Here is a 17,703-nt window from a genome sequence, read left to right as displayed (position 1 = left end):
GTGTGTTCCGTCATGAAGTAGCGGCCCGGGCCGCCACGGATTGGATGCGTACGAGTTTGCCGTCGACCACGTGCAGGCCGCACTCCTTCGATTCGGGGTTTTCCCACCACCAGCGGCCGGCGCGCACGTCCTCGCCAGGCTGGACCGCGCGGGTGCAGGGTTCGCAGCCGATCGACGGGTAGCCGCGCTCGTGCAGGGCGTTGTACGGGACGTGTTGCGTGCGCAGGTACTCCCAGACGTCTTGCTCCGACCAGTCGGCCAGCGGGTTGAACTTCTGCATACCGTGCGCGGCATCCATCTCCTGCACCGCGAGTTCGGCACGCGTGGTCGACTGGGCGCGGCGCTGGCCGGTGATCCAGGCCCGCTTGCCGGCCAGGGCGCGGCCGAGCGGCTCGACCTTGCGGATGCGGCAGCATTCCTTGCGCATCTCGACGCTGTCGTAGAAGGCGTTCAGGCCGTTTTTGGCGACGTAGGCTTGCACGGCTTCCGGTTGCGGCTTGAACAGGGCGATATCAATGCCGTAGGTCGCGCGCACGCGGTCCAGCATGTCGAGCGTTTCGGCATGCAGGCGGCCGGTCTCGAGCGAGAAGATCCCGATCGGCAGTTCCGCTTTCAGGATCAGATCCAGCAGGACCATGTCCTCGGCTGCCAGGCTCGACGCGAACACGGCGGGCGAATAGTCGCGCGCGATGCGCGCCAGGATGGCGCCCGTTTCTTCGACACGACGGTGCAGGTCGCTCATGGTGTCGTCCCTAGATGCCGGCGCCGATGTCCGCCAGTTCCGGCGGCGTGCCGCGCGGCGCGCGGCGGAACAGCGGCAGCGGCTGGTCGACGGAAGCCTGGTAGGTTTCCGAGAACACGGTCAAGCCCTTCAGGGCGTCGTGGATGCTGCGGTCCGGGCGGGTGGCGAAGGCATCGAAGCCGACCCGCGAAAGGGGCCACAGCTGGTCGCGCAGCACGTCGCCAATGGCGCGCAGCTCGCCCGTGTAACCGAGACGCTTGCGCAGGTTGAAGGCGGTCGAGTAGCCGCGCCCGTCCGAGAACTTCGGGAAGTCCACCGCCACCACCTGGAAGCGCGGCAGGTCGTCGCGAATCGCCGCGGCCTGCTCGTCGGGCGCGAGCCAGACGCCGATCTCGGCGCGCGCCGACAGCACGGCGCGCTGCGCCAGCCACACGCCCAGCGGTACGATGATCCTGCCTTCCGGGACCTCGACCGTCTCGGCGCTTTGCTCCGGCTCGAGGCGCAGCACCGACCAGTCGTCCGCGACCACTTCACGATGCCTGATGATCTGCTTGTGCGCATTAAGCATATTGGTCTTCTCCCACCAATTGGCCAGCCGCGATCGGCGTGGCATAGACGTGTTCCTTGAAGGGCGCGATGCCCAGGCGCTGCACGGTGTCGACGAAGCGCTCGCCCTCGAAGCGCTCGCGCACATAGACTGCGAGCAGGCGGCCAACCACTTCCGGCATCTGCACGGCCGAGAAGGACGGGCCGATGATCTTGCCGATGGCGGACAGGTTGCCCTGGGCGCCGCCGATCGACACCTGGTACCACTCGCTGCCGTCCTTGTCGACGCCGAGGATGCCGATCGCGCCCACGTGGTGGTGGCCGCAGGCGTTGATGCAGCCCGAGATGTTCAGTTCGATGTCGCCGATGTCGTGCTGGAAGTCGAGGTTGTCGAAGCGCTCCGCGATGGCGGCCGCGATCGGGATCGACTTGGCGTTCGCCAGCGAGCAGAAGTCGCCGCCCGGGCAGGCGATGATGTCGGTCAGCAGGCCGATATTCGGCGTCGCCAGGCCGCGTGCCTTGGCCAGCTGCCACAGCTCGAACAGCTTCGACTGCTCGACGTCGGCCAGCACCAGGTTCTGCTCGTGCGTCACGCGCAGTTCGCCGAAGCTGTAGCGGTCGGCCAGGTCGGCCACGAAGTCCATCTGCTCGGCGGTGGCGTCGCCCGGCGGCACGCCGGTTTTCTTCAGCGACAGCACCACGGCGGCGTAGCCGGGCACCTTGTGCGGCTTGACGTTGCGGTTGACCCAGTTGGCGAAGGCGCGGTTGCCGGCGTGGACCGCGGTCGGGTCGATGTCGTCCAGTTCGGCATAGTCATGCGGCTGGAACCACTGGGCGACGCGGTCGAATTCTTCCTGGGTCAGGGTTTCCGGACCATCCTTCAGGTCCTTCCACTCTTCTTCGACCTGGCGCGTGAATTCCTCGACGCCGAGGGCCTTCAGCAGGATCTTGATGCGTGCCTTGTACTTGTTGTCGCGGCGGCCGTGCTGGTTGTACACGCGCATCACGGCTTCGGTATAGGTCAGCATGTGCTGCCAGGGCAGGAACTCGCGGATCACCGAGCCCAGGATCGGGGTGCGGCCCATGCCGCCGCCGGCCATGAACTTGAAGCCGACTTCGCCCGCCGCGTTCTTTACCAGGGTCAGGCCGATGTCGTGGATGGCGATCGCCGCGCGGTCTTCGACGGCGCCGTTGATGGCGACCTTGAACTTGCGCGGCAGGGCGATGAACTCGGGGTGGAAGGTGCTCCACTGGCGCAGGATCTCGGCGAAGGGGCGTGGATCGATGATCTCGTCCGCGGCGACGCCGGCGAATTCGTCGGTCGTGATGTTGCGGATGCAGTTGCCCGAGGTCTGGATGGCGTGCATCTCGACCGAGGCCAGCTCTTCCAGGATCTGCGGGGTGTCTTCCAGGTCGATCCAGTTGTACTGGATGTTCTGGCGCGTGGTGAAGTGGCCGTAGCCGCGGTCGTACTTGCGCGCGATGTGGGCGAACACGCGCATCTGCTTCGAGGCCAGCAGGCCATAGGGCACGGCCACGCGCAGCATGTAGGCGTGGCGCTGCATGTAGAGGCCGTTCTGCAGGCGCAGCGGGATGAATTCTTCTTCCGTCAGTTCGCCGCTCAGGCGCCGTTCCACCTGGCTGCGGTATTGCGCGATGCGCTCGCGCACGATGAGGTGGTCGTAGTGGTCGTAGCGGTACATGGTCTCGTCCGATGGGGGCGGACCTGGCAACATTGTCCACCCATTAAAGGTAGCGGCCAGTGTAGGGTGGGGTGCTTATATTCCAAACTACGGAGATTTCATTTGCTTATATGCGCAACTTGAATAAGCATCTTAGAATGTCGTCTGCTGCCGCTTTAACAAGAACTCCAGGAACCGAACCATTCAATGAATCTCCACCAGCTGCGCTTCGTGCGCGAAGCCGTCCGCCAGAACTACAACCTGACCGATGCGGCCAAGGCGCTGTTTACCTCCCAGCCCGGGGTCTCGAAAGCCATCATCGAGCTGGAGGAAGAGCTCGGCGTTGACATCTTCACCCGCCATGGCAAGCGCATCCGCGGGTTGACCGAGCCGGGCCAGCTGGTACTGCAGTCGGTCGAGCTGATCATGCAGGAGATCGAAAGCCTCAAGCGCATCGGCAAGGAATACGCGGCCCACGACAGCGGCAGCTTCACCATCGCCACCACCCACACCCAGGCGCGCTACATGCTGCCCAAGGTGGTGCAGGCCTTCATGCAGAAGTTCCCGAAAGTGCGCCTGTCCTTGCTGCAGGGTAACCCTAAGCAGATCGCCGACATGGTCAAGAACGACCAGGCCGACCTGGCCATCGCCACCGAATCGATCTCGGCCGTCGACGGGCTGATCACGCTGCCCTGCTACCAGTGGGAGCACATGGTGGTGGTGCCGCCGGAACATCCGCTGCTGCGCTCGAAGGCGGTGTCGCTGGAAGAGATCGCCAGCTATCCGGTCATCACCTACGACGCCGCCTTTGCCGGCCGCAGCAAGATCGACCACGCCTTCGGCCTGCGCAGCCTGAAGCCGGACGTGCTGCTGGAAGCGATCGACGCCGACGTCATCAAGACCTATGTCGAGCTGGGCATGGGCGTGGGCATCATCGCCGGCATGGCCTTCGACCCGGAACGCGACCGCAACCTGCGCGCCATTCCCGTGGGCCAGCTGTTCGGCATGAACGTCTCGCGGGTCGCGGTGAAGCAGGGCGCCTACCTGCGCAGCTATATCTATACTTTCATCGAACTGCTCGCCCCGACCCTCAACCGCAAGATGGTCGAGTCCGCCATGCGCGGCGGCGACAACTACGAACTGTAATCAACAAGGAAACACCATGAGCAACATCCCTGGCAACAACCCGGTTGCCGACTTCTACACCGCCATCGCCGAGCACTACGACGCCCAGTTCCACGACGAGAGCGACGAGGAACGCCAGGACGACCTGGACGACGTGGCCGAGCAGGTCGCCGAGCTGATGCGGGGGCACACGGTGCTGGAGCTGGGCTGCGGCACCGGCTACTTCACCGACGTGATCGCCGAGACGGCGCAGTCGGTGCTGGCCACCGACATCAGCGAAGCGATGCTGGCCGTGGCGCGCGAACATGGGGAAGGGCTGGAGAACGTGCGGTACCGAGTGCTTGACGCGCTGAACCTGCCCACCGACCTCGGCAACGAAGTCGGAAAAATCACGGCCGTGTTCGCTGGCTTCCTGTGGTCGCATTTCAGGAAAGAAGAGCAGGATGCCTTCCTCGCCGGCCTGCGCGCCCGGGTCGGTTCCAACGCGCTGCTGGTGCTGATCGACGATGAATACGTGGAAGGCGCCAGCCCGACGGTGGCGCGCACCGACGCGCAAGGCAATACCTGGGCCCAGTTCACGGATGCCGAGGGCAGGCGCCACGAGCTGCCGAAGAACTACCCGACCGACAGCGCGCTGCGCAAGCGCCTCGGCACGGCGGTACGCGAGATCAAGATCGGGCGCTGGGACAGCTGCTGGGCGCTGACCTGCCGCCTCAAGTAGGACGCGCCTTTTGCTATCAGCACAATATACTGCGGCTATTAAACCAATCCCATCCGAAAGGACATCCATGAAGTTTGTCGCCGCATCCGTACTGGGCCTGTCGCTGGTCCTTGCCAATCCGGCCGCCAGCGCTGCCGCCGTGCCCGCGCCGCATGCCGCAGCGCCCACCCCCGCCCACGTGAAGGCGGTGCAGGACCTGCTCGCCACGATGCAGGTCGAGAAAGTCCTGCGCAGCGTCGCCGCGCGCAGCCGCTATGCCAGTGAAGCCCAGCGCCAGGCGGTGTTCGCCCGCATCGGCCAGACCCCGCCGGCCGAGGTGGCGCGGCGCCTGGCCCCGGCCCTGGCACCGTCCATCTCCGCCGACACCGCGGCCGAAATGACGCGCTTCTACCAGACGCCGTATGGCAAGCGTGTGCTGCACGAGAAGTACAACAGCAGCGCCCAGATCCAGATGCCGGGCATGAAGCCGGTGGTGCCGCCGGAAGAGAAGAAGGAACGCAAGCGCGCCGCCTACGTGAAGGCCAGCAAGGAACTGGCGGATGCTGCGCCGCTCATCGAGCGCGAAGCCTTCAAGCTGCTGCAGAAGATCCTGGCCGAGAAGCGCTGAAGCCAGCCGTGCGGGCTTGCATCGCACCCGCGGCGGCGTGCGGCATGTCCAGGTGAACGTGGCGGGCGACACGGCGCCGCAGGATTGACTACAGTCGAGCAAGCGTTTAAACGGCCGAGGCTGCAACATGCGCACCCCCGGTGCGGCGCCTCGGGCAACCTTCACTTGCACAGGAGTCCGCCAGATGAACTTTCGCAGCCTGCTTTCCTCCGTACTGATCGGCGCCGTCGCCAGCGCGCGCTCGATGACGCCGATGGCGACCATCGCCACCGCCCGCCTCGCGGGACGCCGCACCCCCGGCGAACTGTTCCTGCTCGACCGTCCGCTGTTCAAGTATGGCGCGCTGGCGATGGGCGCCGGCGAGCTGTATGGCGACAAGATGAAGTCGGCGCCCGACCGTACCGTCTTCCTGGGGCTGCTGGCGCGCGTGATGAGCGCGGGCATCGCCGGCGCCGCATTGGCGCCGCGCGGCAATGAAAAGGCGGGCGCGGCGCTGGCCGTCGCCACCGCCGTGCCGCTCGCCTACCTCACGCTGGCCGGCCGCAAGCAGGCAATGGCGAAGATGGGCCAGACCCGTAGCGGACTGATCGAAGATGCGCTGGTCGTCGCCGCAGGCAGCGCGATCGTGGCCCTGTCGACCAGCGGCCAGCGCGAGCACGGACGCACCGCGCTGCAACGGACCTACGCCTGATTCAGCGGGCGCTGTCCGGCGCCTCGTCATCCAGCATATAGTCGAGCGTATCGGTATCGCGGTCGCTTGCCAGCGGCGCGCCCCACAGCTTGAGCCAGGTGAAGCCGGCGACGCCGGCCGCCAGGGAAGCGGCCAGGATCGCCATCTTGGACGCGTTGATGGTCGCGCCCGCGCCGGTGAAGGCCAGGTTGGTGATGAAGATCGACATGGTGAAGCCGATCCCGCCCAGCAGGCCGGCGCCGACGACATGGCGCCAGGCCAGGTCCAGGGGCAGGCGGCACAGGCCGAGCGCCACCGCCCCGAAGCTGAACAGGAAGATCCCCACCGGCTTGCCGAGGACCAGGCCCGCGAGGATGCCCAGGCTGTTCGCGCTCAGCAGGTCCGTGGCCCAGCCGGCCCCGATCACGATCCCGGTATTTGCCAGCGCGAAGACCGGCAGGATCAGGAAGGTCACCGGCTTGTGCAGGATGTGCTCGAGCCGGTGCGAGGGCGAGGCAGCGTCGTCTTCCCTGCTCGAATAGGGAATGGCAAAGGCCAGCAGCACGCCGGCGATGGTCGCGTGCACGCCGGACTTGAGCATCAGGAACCACATCAGCGCGCCGCCCAGCAGGAAGGGCAGTAGCGCCATCACGCGCAGCACGCGGTTCAGCGCCAGCATGACAGCAAACACGCCCAGCGCACCTGCTAGGTACAGGAAGGACAGCTCGCTGGTGTAGAACAGGGCAATGACAATGATTGCCCCAAGGTCGTCCATCACGGCCAGCGCCGTCAGGAAGATCTTCAGCGAGGCCGGCACCCGGCTGCCCAGCAGGGCCAGCACGCCGAGGGCGAAGGCGATGTCGGTCGCCATCGGGATGCCGACGCCGGCCTGGGTCGGCGTGCCGCCGTTCAGGCCGAAGTGGATCAGGGCCGGCACCGCGATGCCGCCCACGGCGGCCAGCATCGGCAGCATGGCGTTGCGCAGGTCGGACAGCTCGCCGTTGACCAGTTCGCGTTTGAGTTCAAGCCCGATCAGGAGGAAAAAGACCGCCATCAGGGCGTCGTTGACCCAGTGCTCGATGCTGAGCCCGGCGACGTGGTGCTGCCAGAGGCCGAGCCAGGCGGGGCCGAAGGAAGAATTGGCGAGGGCGAGCGAGATCAGGGTGCAGGCGATCAGGACGATGCCGCCCGCCTTGCTCGATTCGAAGAATTCCTTGAAAGACAGGGAGAGGCGGCGTTCGATATGCATGGTGGTCGCGCCGGGGCGCAAAAGAGCCGCGAGGCGGCCCGACCTTCGCACATCCTGCCGTACCCGCATGGTACGAACACCCGCACGCAGTATAACAGGAATGGCTGGGTGGCCACGCCCGGCAGGCGCGGCCACGCCAAGGGGAAACTTCAGCTGGTGGTTTCGGCGGCGACCGTGCCGCCGGTGGCCTTGCCCTGCTGCAGGCCGGCGTTGCGCCCGACCCAGTAGTCGGCGTTCTGGATGCCCAGCGCCACCGGATCGAAGACCGGGTCCTTGCCCTGGGCCTTCTGCGCCTCGTAGTCGCGCAGGCACTTGAAGGCCGTGTTGCGCATCAGGAGGATGGCCACGATGTTCAGCCAGGCCATCAGGCCCACGCCCAGGTCGCCCAGCGCCCAGGCCGCGTCGGCGGTGCGGATGGTGCCGTAGAAGGTGGAGCCGACCAGCGCGATCTTCAGCAGGAAGGTCAGCCACGGGCGGCCGACGCTGCGGTTGATGTAGGCAATGTTGGTTTCGGCGATGTAGTAATAGGCGACGATCGTGGTGAACGCAAAGAACAGCAGGGCGATGGCGACGAACAGGGAGCCGAAGCCCGGCAGGATGTTTTCCAGCGCGGTCTGCACATAGCCCGGGCCGGCGGCCACGCCCTGGATGCCGGTAAACATCGGGCTGCCGTCCGGCGCCTGCACGTTGTACTGGCCGGTGATCAGGAGCATGAAGGCAGTGGCCGAGCATACGAACAGGGTGTCGACATACACCGAGAAGCCCTGCACCAGGCCCTGCTTGGCCGGGTGGCTCACTTCCGCGGCCGAGGACGCGTGCGGGCCGGTACCCTGGCCGGCTTCGTTCGAGTACACGCCGCGCTTGACGCCCCACTGGATCGCCAGCCCCAGGATGGCGCCGAAACCGGCTTCCAGGCCGAAGGCCGACTTGAAGATCAGCACCAGCACCGACGGCAGCTGCTCGATGTGCAGGGCGACGATGATGCAGGCCACCACGATGTAGCCGAGCGCCATGAAGGGCACGACATATTCGGCGAAGGTGGCGATGCGCTTGACGCCGCCGAAGATGATGAAGGCCAGTGCGATGGCGAGCAGTACGCCGGTGATGGTGGTGTCGACGCCGGCCGCGGTCTTCAGGCTTTCGGCGATCGAGTTGGCCTGCACGCCCGGCAGCAGCAGGCCGGTGGCGAAGATGGTGACGAAGGCGAACAGCAGGGCATACCACTTCATGCCCAGGCCCTTCTCGATGTAGAAGGCGGGGCCGCCGCGGTACTGCCCGTTGATCGATTCCTTGTAGACCTGGCCCAGGGTGGATTCGACGAAGGCCGAGCTGGCGCCGAGGAAGGCCACCATCCACATCCAGAACACGGCGCCGGGGCCGCCGAAGGTGATGGCGGTGGCGACGCCGGCGATGTTGCCGGTGCCGACGCGGCCGGCCAGGGTCATGGTCAGGGCCTGGAAGGAAGAGACACCCTGGTCGGAGCTTTTCCCGTCCATCATGAGGCGCGTCATTTCGCGCAGGTGGCGCACTTGCAGGAAGCGCGAGCGGATGGAGAAATACAGGCCGGTGCCCAGGCACAGCGCAATCAGTGCCGTGCTCCAGACATATTCATTCAAGGTGTTGACCAACTCGTTCATGTACTTGGTTCCCCGTAGCTAGGAGACGCGGGCCGTGCGGCCCCGCTTTCGTGTTGTGGACACGGCCGGAAACGCTGCCCGGCCTCTCGTGGATAGCAAAGATACATGAAGCCTTGGGCGATTCCTACCGTTATTTTTGGAGCGGTCAGGCAGGCTTCGCCATGGTGCGCGCAGTGCCTCAATGCAGTGCAATCGGCGCCACCGTCGTGCCATCGCGCACCTCGATGGCGGCCTCCTCGAATTCCGGCGGCCCGAAGCGGCCGACGGCATCGCGGCTGAAGCCGTAGTTTTCGGTGGGAATGCCGATGAAGTTGCGGTCGAGCTGCCTGTTCTCGTTCCCGTCCTGGTAAGCCAGCACGGCCCAGGTGCCGGGCGGGATGTCCTTCAGGGTGACGGTGGTCTGGCCGGCCTGGGGCGCGACCGAGGCGCTGTAGGGGCAGGTCTTGAGGTAGCGCTCGCGGTCGCACACGGCGACCCTGAGGGTTCCCTTGGCGCCGACATTGGTGACCCGCACCTCGATGGTGGCCGCGTTGGCGGCGCCAAGGGGCAAGGCCGCCAGCAGCAGGGCGCAGGAAAGCAGGAGGTGACGCATGGATGTCCTTTCGTTGATGTGATGTCGATCGTTGCTGTGTACCGCCGCTGAACCGCGCCCGGGCGGTCTGCGCGCCCGTGCGGCCCTTGCGTGGCGGGCCGCCTGTGGTAGTCTCGGCGTATTCCGTTTACCGTGCACCCGCCATGCTGCTCAATGCCTTCATCGTCCTGCTCACCGTCGTGCTGATGGAAGTGTTTTCCATTCTCGCGCACAAGTACGTGATGCATGGCTTCGGCTGGGGCTGGCATCGCTCGCACCATGAGCCGCGCACCGGCTGGTTCGAGAAGAACGACCTGTACGCCGTGGTGTTCGCGGGCGTGGCGATCGCCCTGATCTGGTTCGGCACCGAGGGCGCCTGGCCGCTGCAGTGGATCGGCGCCGGCATGACCGCCTACGGCGCCCTGTACTTCGTCGCCCACGACGGCCTGGTGCACGGGCGCTGGCCCTTGCGCTACACGCCGCGCAGCGGCTACCTCAAGCGCCTGTACCAGGCCCACCGGATGCACCATGCGGTCGAGGGCAAGGAGGGTGCCGTGTCCTTCGGTTTCCTGTATGCGCCCCCGGTCGCCCGGCTCAAGCAGCAGTTGCATGCGCTGCACGGTGGCCGCCCGCTGCGCCGTCGGGACGCCGCCACAGGGCCGGATCACGCTCCTGCCCGGCAGGATCACGCCCACTGAAACGCGAGCCGAGCGCCATCCCGGCGCCCCGCGCGAGCAACAGCAGTTTGGCCGCCTTGCTGGTGCCGGCGCGCGTATCCCAGGCATGGGCGCCGCGCCGTTTCACTTCGATGCCGATCTGGCGATACACATTGCGCGCGCTGGCGATGGCCCAGGCCGAGCGCAGCGGCAGGGCCGCGATGCCGGCGGCGGCCGAGTCGTAGTACGGTTCCGCATGGTCCACCAGGCGCGCCGCCAGCGTCGCCAGCTGCGCGCGGTGGCGCGGCTCGGCCAGTTCCTGCGCGGGAATGCCGGCCTCGCGCAGCCACTGGGCCGGCAGGTAGCAGCGGCCCATGCGGGCATCCTCGACGATGTCGCGTGCGATGTTAGTCAGCTGGAAGGCCAGGCCGAGGTCGCAGGCGCGGTCCAGCACGCGCGGGTCCTGGGCGCCCATGATCGAGGCCATCATCAGGCCGACCACGCCCGCCACGTGGTAGCAGTAGCGCAGCGTATCGTCGATGGTCTCGTAACGGGTTTCCCGCACGTCCATGGCGAAGCCGGCCAGGTGGTCGAGCGCGTAGCGCGGCGCGATGCGGTGGCGCAGCGCCACTTCCTGGAAGGCGGCGAAGGCCGGGTCCTGCATCGGCTCGCCCGCGTAGGCGCGCCGGGTCTGTTCTTCCAGCACGGACAGCTTGGCGGCGGCGTCGCGCGGCGCGCCGGCCGCGGTATTGAAGCCGAGTTCCTGGCCGTCGACCACGTCGTCGCAGTGGCGGCACCAGGCATACAGCATCAGCACGCTGCGCCGCGTGGCCGGGTCGAACAGGCGCGCCGCCGCGGCGAAGCTTTTCGACCCGACCTCGATGCTGCGGGTGGCGTGCTCCATCAGCGCTTCGCTCATGCGCGCAGCTCCTGCACCGACGGGGAGAACGCGGGCGCCTGCGCGGCCGTGCCGAGCATCAGTCCGGCGGTCGCCTTGGCCGAGCCGATCACGCCCGGCACGCCGGCGCCGGGGTGGGTGCCAGCGCCCACCAGGTAGAGGTTGGACAGTTCGCTGTCGCGATTGTGCGGGCGGAACCAGGCGCTCTGGGTCAGGACCGGTTCGAGCGAGAAGGCCGAGCCAAGGTGGGCATTGAGCTGGTCGCGGAAGTCCAGCGGCGTGAAGAAGCGCGAGGTGACGAGCTGGCTGCGCAGGCCCGGCATGTAGCGCTGCTCGAGGTAGTCGAGGATGCGGTCGCGGTAGCGTGGACCTTCCACCGTCCAGTCGATCGGCGCATTGCCCAGGTGCGGCACCGGCGCCAGCACGTAGTGGCTGCCGCAGCCGGGCGGCGCCAGCGACGGATCGGTGACGCAGGGCGCGTGCAGGTAGAGCGAGAAATCCTCGGCCAGCTGCTGGCCCTGGAAGATGTCCTTGATCAGCTCGCGGTAGCGCGGGCCGAAGCACACCGTGTGGTGCTGCAGCTGTTCATGGTGCTTGTCCAGGCCGAAGTAGAGCACGAACAGCGAATTGCTGAAGCGTTTCTTTTGCAGCGCCGCGCCTTCGGCCCGGCCGCGCGGATGCTGGGCCAGCAGCTTGTCGTAGGTGTGCACCACGTCGGCGTTGGAGGCCACCGCGTCGGCCGCGAACAGGCGTCCGTCCTCGACCCGCACACCAGTGACGCGCTTGCCGGATGCCTCGATCTGCGCCACCGGGGCGTTCAGCTCGATGCGCCCGCCCAGGTCCTGGAACAGTTGCACCAGGCCGCGCACCAGGGCGCCGGTACCGCCGCGCGGGAACCACACGCCCCACTGGCGTTCCAGCGCATGGATCAGGGTGTAGATCGAGCTGGTCGCGAACGGGTTGCCGCCCACCAGCAGCGAATGGAAGGAAAAGGCCTGGCGCAGCTGCTCGTCCTCGATGAAGCGCGCCACCATGCCGTACACGCTGCGCCAGGCCTGCAGCCGGGCCAGCTGCGGGCCGGCCGCGATCATGTCGCGAAAAGAGAGGAAAGGCACGGCGCCCAGCTTCAGGTAGCCCTCGTCGAACACCGCCTTCGAATAGGCGAGGAAGCGACGGTAGCCTTCGACGTCGCGCGGGTTGCGCGCATGGATCTGGCGGTCCAGCGCCTCCTGGTCGTTGGCGTAGTCGAAATGGCTGCCGTCTTCCCAGCACAGGCGGTAGAAGGGCGCGACCGGCAGCAGCTCGACGTAGTCGCGCATGCGCTTGCCGGCCACCGTGAACAGCTCCTGGATACAGGACGGATCGGTGATCACGGTGGGGCCGGCGTCGAACACGAAGCCCTGGTCTTCGTAGACGTAGGCGCGGCCGCCCGGCTTGTCGCGCTTTTCCAGCAGCGTCACCTGGCGGCCGGCAGCCTGCAGGCGGATGGCAAGCGCCAGGCCGCCGAAGCCGGCGCCGATCACGACTGCCTGTTGTTGTTGCGAAGTGGACGGGTTCATGCGGGTTTCCTGATCTGGTCGGGGTGGATCTTGCATGCCGCTGCCATGGCTTGCGCCACCGGCACCGGCGGTTTGCCGCTGAGCAGGCGCGCCTTGTCGAGCAGGCCCAGCTGGCCAGCATAGAAGCGCGCGATCAAGGGCGCGGGCAGGCCGTAGAAGCGCTGCATCACGCGCCAGCGCCGGTCCGGCTCGCCGGCCAGGAACAGCATGCGGTTCAGCAGCCGGAAGAAGCGCTGCGCGCGCCAGGCGCTGCTCGCCTCGGCGCGGATCGCGGCGAACAGCGGCGCTGCATCGAGCCCGGGCAGGGCGGCCACGCGGTCGGCCAGGCGCACCGCGTGCGGCAGCGAATAGCCGGTGGTCGGGTGGAACAGGCCGGCCCGCAGGCCGCTGCTGGGCTGGCCGTGCAGCTCGTCCCAGAAGGCCTCGAACTCGCCGGCCAGCACGATCGGCAGCGAGCCCTGTTCTTCGCGCAGCACTTCGCTTACCCGCCAGCCGCGCTCCTGGACATAAGCGGCGATGTTGGCGCGCAGGCGCTCGGGTTGCCAGGCCGGGCTGTCCACGTAATGCGTGTCCTCGACCAGGATCCGGTCGGGCCCGAAGGGCAGCAGGTAGACGAAGCGGTAGCCGCCCTGCTGGGCGACGGTGGCATCCATGATCACCGGGCAGTCCAGGCCGTGCGGCGCGGCCAGCCGCAGTTCCTGGCCGAGGAAGGTCTGGTAGCCGAGCGAGAGGCGGCTGCTGTGCCGCATGCCGCGCCCGTCGATGACGGCGCGCGCGCGCAGGGTCGCGCCGTCGTGCAGGCGTACCGTGGTCGGGCCGAGGCTGTCGATGCGGGCATGGGTGCGCAGGGCGGCGCCGAGCGCGCCCTCGATCACGCGCGCGAAGTCGTTCGATGCGATGCTGGCGTAGCCGCCTTCGAGCGTGCGTGCGCGCTCCGGAAAGGCGACCTGGTAGCGTGGCCAGCGGTGTGACACCAGCGGCGCGATCCAGGCGCGCTGGGCGGGCGTGAGGTCGCTGTCATGGAAGGACCAGGTATGGTTGCCGCCGATATGCTCGCCGCCCTCCAGCAGCAGGATGCGCAGTTCCGGCCGCAGGCTGCGCAGGCGCCAGGCCAGCAGGCCGTTGGCCAGGCCGCCGCCGGCCAGTACCAGGTCGTAGTCGTACATTGCTTTATCCAAGGGCGTAGGCGGCCCGGGCGGCCTTGCTGCCTGGTGCCGGCTGCTGCAGGGGCAGCGCCGCTTCGATGATGTCGGCCGCGCGCCGGGTGCCGCCGGCCTGCGCCACGCCGGAAGACAGTGCTTCCAGCCGCGCGGCGAAGCGGTCCTCGTCGAGCAGGCGGCGCAGCAGGCTGGCGATGCGGGCGCTGCCGGCGAAGCGGGCCGACGCCTTCAGGCCGATGCCGGCATGGACCACGCGCGCCGCGATGCCCGGCTGGTCGAAGGCGATCGGCAGCGCCAGGATCGGGGTGCGGGCGGCGATCGCGTCCATGACCGTGTTCGAGCCGGCGTGCGAGACCACGGCGTCGGCGCGCGCCAGCACCGCTTCCTGGTTGGCGAAGGCGCATACCCAGGTGGCGCCGGCTTCCAGCAGCCGTGCTTCCTGGCGCGCATCCAGCCCGCCGCAGTGCGCCACCAGGAGCTGTGCGTCGAGCGCGCGGCAGGCGCGCGCGATGCGCCGGAACAGCCCGAAGCGCCCGCCCTGCATGGTGCCGAGCGAGGCGAACACGAACGGCCGGCCGGCGGCGATGGCGGGCATGCTGCGCCCGTCCGGACCCGGCGGCTGACCGGTCGGACGCAAGGGCCCCACGTGGTGGAAATGCGGCGGCAGCGCGTGGCGCGGGAAGTCGAAGGCCGCCACGGTCTGGCTCACCTGGGCCAGCGGCGACAGGCATTCGTGCAGCCCGTCGCGCGCGCCCAGGCCAAGCCTGCGCGCGTTGGCGGCGATGCTGCGCCGGTGCGGGCCCATCATCCAGTCGTAGACGCGGGTGCTGCCTTCGTACATGTGGCGCGCGCGCTCGTCCCCGGCATAGTCGAAGGGCATCACCGCCAGCGGGATGCCGGGCTCGCGGTTCACCGGCAGCGCGCAGGCCACCGAGACGAAGGGCAGCCCCATGGCTTCGGCGACCAGGCCGCCGGCCGCTTCCATCTGGTCCGCGATGAGGGCGTCGATGCCGAGCGCGGCGATGGCCGGCGGCAGTTCGCGGCACAGCATGTCGGTGCTGCCAGCCATGTCGAGGATCACGCGGCGCAGGCCGAGCAGTCCGCCGGGATTCGCGGCGCGTTCCAGTACGGCCGCCAGCGAGCCAGGGGGATGGCTGGCGGCGCCCACGGTATGAAAGCCGACGCGCGGGTCGCGCACGAAGGCGCCGGCGTCGGGACGGTGCAGGAAGGTGGCGCGGTGCCCGCGCGCCACCAGTTCGCCGGCGAGGGCGCTCAGGGCGCTGAAGTGGCTGTAGAACGCGGGTGCGACGATCCCGAAATGCGCCATGCGAGCGACCTCAGCTTACCAGCAGGGCGCGGCTGTGCGCGTCCTCGGCCGCCAGCACCGGGGCGGCAGGGGCGGCCTCGGCGCGCGCACGGGCCCGGCCCTGCGCGAACAGGCTGTCGAGGAACTGGCGGGTGCCCGAACGCGGGCCGAGCGCCGCGTCAAGGTGGCGCTGCGCATCGGCCAGGTGGCGCGCCAGCTGGTGCTGGGTCTCCTCGAGGCCGAGCGTGGCCAGCAGGGTGGCCTTGCCGAGGTCCTTGTTGCTGTCCTTGCCGCTGGCCGCGCCGGTCAGGACGATGTCCTTGCCGGGCAGGTCGATCAGGTCGTCGCGGATCTGGAAGGCATGGCCGGCCGCCAGCGCGAACGCGCGCAGCGATTGCGCCACGCGCTCGCCGGCATTGGCCACGATGGCGGCCATGTCGGCCGCCACACCGAGCAGCACGCCGGTCTTGAGTTCGTTGGTGGTGGCGATGGCGTCGGGGCTGCGCGCGCCGCCGCGCAGGTCCTGGAACTGGCCGCGCACCAGGCCCTGGCTGCCCACCGTCTCGCTCATGCGCGCCACCAGGCGCGAGCGCGTCACGGGTGCGATGTCGGCGGCGCCGGCCAGCACGCCGAACGCGCGGCTGAGCAGGGCGACGGCGGCCAGGATGGCGACGTCCTCGCCGAACTGCACGTGGATGGTCGGCTGGCCGCGGCGCAGCTGGGCATCGTCCATGCAGGGCAGGTCGTCCAGCACCAGCGAGGCGGCGTGCACCATCTCGACCGCGCAGGCGACGTCCACCAGGCCTGGCGAAGTGCAGCCAAGGTCGCGCGCGACCAGCATCACCAGCATCGGCCGCATGCGCTTGCCCGCGCCGAGCGCGCCAGCGCGCATGGCGGCGGCCAGCAGGTCCTTGCCGTCGCCGGATTCGGCCAGCAGCGCGGCCATGCGCGCTTCGATCAGTGCACGCAGGTCGTCCAGGCCGCCGGCACGCAAGGCGTCGTCGCGCGCCAGTTCGTAGCCATCCATTCCGACGCCGCGTGTCGGGTTGCGCGCTCTATCGAGCCGCCCTGCCATCGTTTTCATGCGCTGCCCCCATTGGTCGAAAGTTGAGAACGAGAATTGCCAGATTTGCCGACGATCATACCGGAAGCAATATTGAGTAATCGCCAATTTTTTCAATCGTGCGCGCCATGGCAATCGACAGCCGCCCGCGCGCCGTTTGCTGGCGCGGGGATCGGCCAAAGGAGGTATTAGACTTGATTATCTGACCATTTTCGCGTGCTGCACGGGAGGCCAGCGGGACAAACTTGGGTCGCGCCCTGCGCGCCGCGGCCGTACCCGGGCGCGATTCAGCTTGTCGCTTCTTCGCCGATCAGGTGGGCGGCCAGCGGCAGCACGATGTCGATGCAGGTGCCGGCATGCCTGCCGCCTTCGCAGCCGATGGCGATTTCGCCGCCCATGCCCCAGACGCGCTCGCGCATGCCGACCAGCCCGAGCGATTCCTTTTTCTCCATGTCTTCGTTGCGGATGCCGCGGCCATCGTCGCTGATGCGCACCTGCAACTGGTCTCCGCTGCGTTCGAGGCTGAGCAGGACCCGGGTCGCGCCGGCGTGGCGCGCGATGTTGGTCAGGGCTTCCTGCACGATGCGGAAGATGGCGGTGCTGGCAGTGTCGTCCAGGCGCAGTCCGGCCTCGTCGGCCAGCAGGGTGCAGGCGATGCCATGGCGCTCGGTGAATTCGTCGCGCAGCACCTGCAGGGCGAAGTACAGGCCGCCCTCGTCGAGGGCGCGCGGACGCAGGTTGGTGGCGATACGGCGCAGCGAGGTGATCGCGGTCAGCAGGTTCGCCTCCATGCCCGCGATCAGGCGCCGGCTCGGTTCGGGCAGGCGGTCGTTTCCTTGCAGCAGGGTGAGATCCATGCGCAGCGAGGCCAGCAGCTGGCCCAGGTCGTCGTGCAGCTCGCGCGCGATATGGGTGCGTTCTTCTTCGCGGATGGTCTGCAGTGCGGCGGACAGCTGGCGCAGCTGGTCGTGCGAGCGCGACAGCTTCTGCTGCACCAGGTGGCGTTCGGAGACGTCGCGCAGGATCACGGTGCACAGCTGGCGTCCGCCATGCTCGATGGTGGAGACCGAGCCTTCGATCGGGAACAGCTGGCCGTTGGCGCGGATGCCGGTGACGGCGTAGTCGGTGGCGCGCCGTCCCGCGCGGCTGCCGCCGGCCGGGAAGTAGTCGTAGGGCGAGCCGGCATTCGCCACCCGTGCCTGGATGAAACGCGCCAGTGGGCTGCCCTGCATCGCCGCCACGCTGCTGGCGAACATGTTGGCCGCGGCCGGGTTGGCGAACAGGATCACGGCCTGTTCGTCGAGCGTCAGGATGGCGTCGCTGGCGCTGTGGACGATGCGGCGGCCGTCGAATTCGCGCACCGGACGGTGCACGCCGCGCACCGGGCGCAAAGCGGCGGCCGCCGCCGCATGGCCGGCGCAATAGCCGCCCAGGAAGGAAAAGACGAGAACCGCCTTGCCGGACCTGCGCCGGCGCTGGCGTCGTTGTGGTGTCATGCGGAAACGCTGGAA

Annotated in this window: 17 protein-coding genes; 5 read left to right on the top strand and 12 right to left on the bottom strand. The window is 68.2% G+C overall.

All coding sequences use genetic code 11. The features are described 5' to 3' along the window. Nucleotides 1-10: 10 nt before the first annotated feature. From LE190_RS18365 to LE190_RS18355, 3 genes are read right to left on the bottom strand one after another with little or no spacing between them, the layout of a single operon-like run. The gene (locus LE190_RS18365; RefSeq protein ID WP_225240059.1) at nt 11-742 is read right to left on the bottom strand and encodes a phosphoadenylyl-sulfate reductase; all 732 of its coding nucleotides are present in this window, start codon (nt 740-742) and stop codon (nt 11-13) included. Nucleotides 743-752: 10 nt separating this feature from the next. Next, on the bottom strand, nt 753-1,310 hold the full coding sequence (locus LE190_RS18360; RefSeq protein WP_225240058.1) for a DUF934 domain-containing protein: 558 nt from the start codon (nt 1,308-1,310) through the stop codon (nt 753-755). Beyond that, nucleotides 1,303-2,991: a nitrite/sulfite reductase gene (locus LE190_RS18355; RefSeq protein WP_225240057.1), complete on the bottom strand. Its 1,689-nt coding sequence runs from the start codon at nt 2,989-2,991 to the stop codon at nt 1,303-1,305. The genes LE190_RS18360 and LE190_RS18355 overlap by 8 nt, the downstream gene beginning before the upstream one ends. A 186-nt stretch (nt 2,992-3,177) precedes the next feature. On the opposite strand from LE190_RS18355, the gene LE190_RS18350 reads away from it, so the two are divergent. From LE190_RS18350 to LE190_RS18335, 4 genes are all read left to right on the top strand, one after another. Further along, nucleotides 3,178-4,116 carry a CysB family HTH-type transcriptional regulator gene (locus LE190_RS18350; RefSeq protein WP_225240056.1) on the top strand — a complete coding sequence of 313 codons (939 nt, stop codon included), beginning with the start codon at nt 3,178-3,180 and terminating at the stop codon, nt 4,114-4,116. A 16-nt stretch (nt 4,117-4,132) separates the two neighbouring features. Further along, nucleotides 4,133-4,816, top strand: coding sequence for a class I SAM-dependent methyltransferase (locus LE190_RS18345; protein WP_225240055.1), 684 nt, complete (start codon nt 4,133-4,135; stop codon nt 4,814-4,816). Nucleotides 4,817-4,883: 67 nt separating this feature from the next. Next, nucleotides 4,884-5,423: a hypothetical protein gene (locus LE190_RS18340; protein WP_225240054.1), complete on the top strand. Its 540-nt coding sequence runs from the start codon at nt 4,884-4,886 to the stop codon at nt 5,421-5,423. A 184-nt stretch (nt 5,424-5,607) separates the two neighbouring features. Then, nucleotides 5,608-6,114 (top strand): hypothetical protein, encoded by a 507-nt coding sequence (locus tag LE190_RS18335; RefSeq protein ID WP_225240053.1) that lies wholly within the window; start codon nt 5,608-5,610, stop codon nt 6,112-6,114. A 1-nt stretch (nt 6,115) separates the two neighbouring features. Here the strand turns inward: LE190_RS18335 and nhaA are convergent, their stop codons facing one another. The 3 genes from nhaA to LE190_RS18320 form a co-directional block, all read right to left on the bottom strand. Continuing rightward, the gene (gene nhaA / locus LE190_RS18330; protein WP_225240052.1) at nt 6,116-7,342 is read right to left on the bottom strand and encodes a Na+/H+ antiporter NhaA; all 1,227 of its coding nucleotides are present in this window, start codon (nt 7,340-7,342) and stop codon (nt 6,116-6,118) included. Nucleotides 7,343-7,491: 149 nt separating this feature from the next. Then, entirely contained in the window at nt 7,492-8,979 is a 1,488-nt protein-coding gene (locus tag LE190_RS18325; protein ID WP_225240051.1) for an alanine/glycine:cation symporter family protein, read from the bottom strand. A 178-nt stretch (nt 8,980-9,157) separates the two neighbouring features. Further along, nucleotides 9,158-9,571, bottom strand: a complete 414-nt coding sequence (locus LE190_RS18320; RefSeq protein ID WP_225240050.1) for a DUF2141 domain-containing protein — start codon at nt 9,569-9,571, stop codon at nt 9,158-9,160. A gap of 143 nt (nt 9,572-9,714) precedes the next feature. Here LE190_RS18320 and LE190_RS18315 point away from each other — a divergent pair, with 143 nt between their 5' ends. Beyond that, entirely contained in the window at nt 9,715-10,248 is a 534-nt protein-coding gene (locus LE190_RS18315) for a sterol desaturase family protein (protein WP_225240049.1), read from the top strand. Here LE190_RS18315 and crtB read toward each other — a convergent pair. From crtB to LE190_RS18285, 6 genes are all read right to left on the bottom strand, one after another. After that, the gene (gene crtB / locus LE190_RS18310) at nt 10,145-11,125 is read right to left on the bottom strand and encodes a 15-cis-phytoene synthase CrtB (protein ID WP_225240048.1); all 981 of its coding nucleotides are present in this window, start codon (nt 11,123-11,125) and stop codon (nt 10,145-10,147) included. The genes LE190_RS18315 and crtB overlap by 104 nt on opposite strands. Beyond that, complete coding sequence (locus tag LE190_RS18305; RefSeq protein ID WP_225240047.1) at nt 11,122-12,663, bottom strand: phytoene desaturase; 1,542 nt, start codon at nt 12,661-12,663, stop codon at nt 11,122-11,124. The genes crtB and LE190_RS18305 overlap by 4 nt, the downstream gene beginning before the upstream one ends. Next, nucleotides 12,660-13,829, bottom strand: a complete 1,170-nt coding sequence (crtY, locus tag LE190_RS18300) for a lycopene beta-cyclase CrtY (RefSeq protein WP_225240046.1) — start codon at nt 13,827-13,829, stop codon at nt 12,660-12,662. The genes LE190_RS18305 and crtY overlap by 4 nt, the downstream gene beginning before the upstream one ends. 4 nt (nt 13,830-13,833) lie before the next feature. After that, nucleotides 13,834-15,150: a glycosyltransferase gene (locus LE190_RS18295; protein WP_225240045.1), complete on the bottom strand. Its 1,317-nt coding sequence runs from the start codon at nt 15,148-15,150 to the stop codon at nt 13,834-13,836. Nucleotides 15,151-15,160: 10 nt separating this feature from the next. Beyond that, nucleotides 15,161-16,213: a polyprenyl synthetase family protein gene (locus LE190_RS18290; protein ID WP_225240044.1), complete on the bottom strand. Its 1,053-nt coding sequence runs from the start codon at nt 16,211-16,213 to the stop codon at nt 15,161-15,163. Nucleotides 16,214-16,479: 266 nt separating this feature from the next. Continuing rightward, a complete protein-coding gene (locus LE190_RS18285) occupies nt 16,480-17,688 on the bottom strand; it encodes a PAS domain-containing sensor histidine kinase (protein WP_225240043.1) in 1,209 nt (402 codons plus the stop codon). Nucleotides 17,689-17,703 lie beyond the last annotated feature (15 nt).

Origin of the sequence: Massilia hydrophila, assembly GCF_020208145.1 — a bacterium.
Classification (GTDB): domain Bacteria; phylum Pseudomonadota; class Gammaproteobacteria; order Burkholderiales; family Burkholderiaceae_D; genus Telluria; species Telluria hydrophila.
The sequence above is the reverse complement of the archived record's forward strand: the minus strand, read 5'-3'. Positions and strand labels throughout refer to the sequence as shown.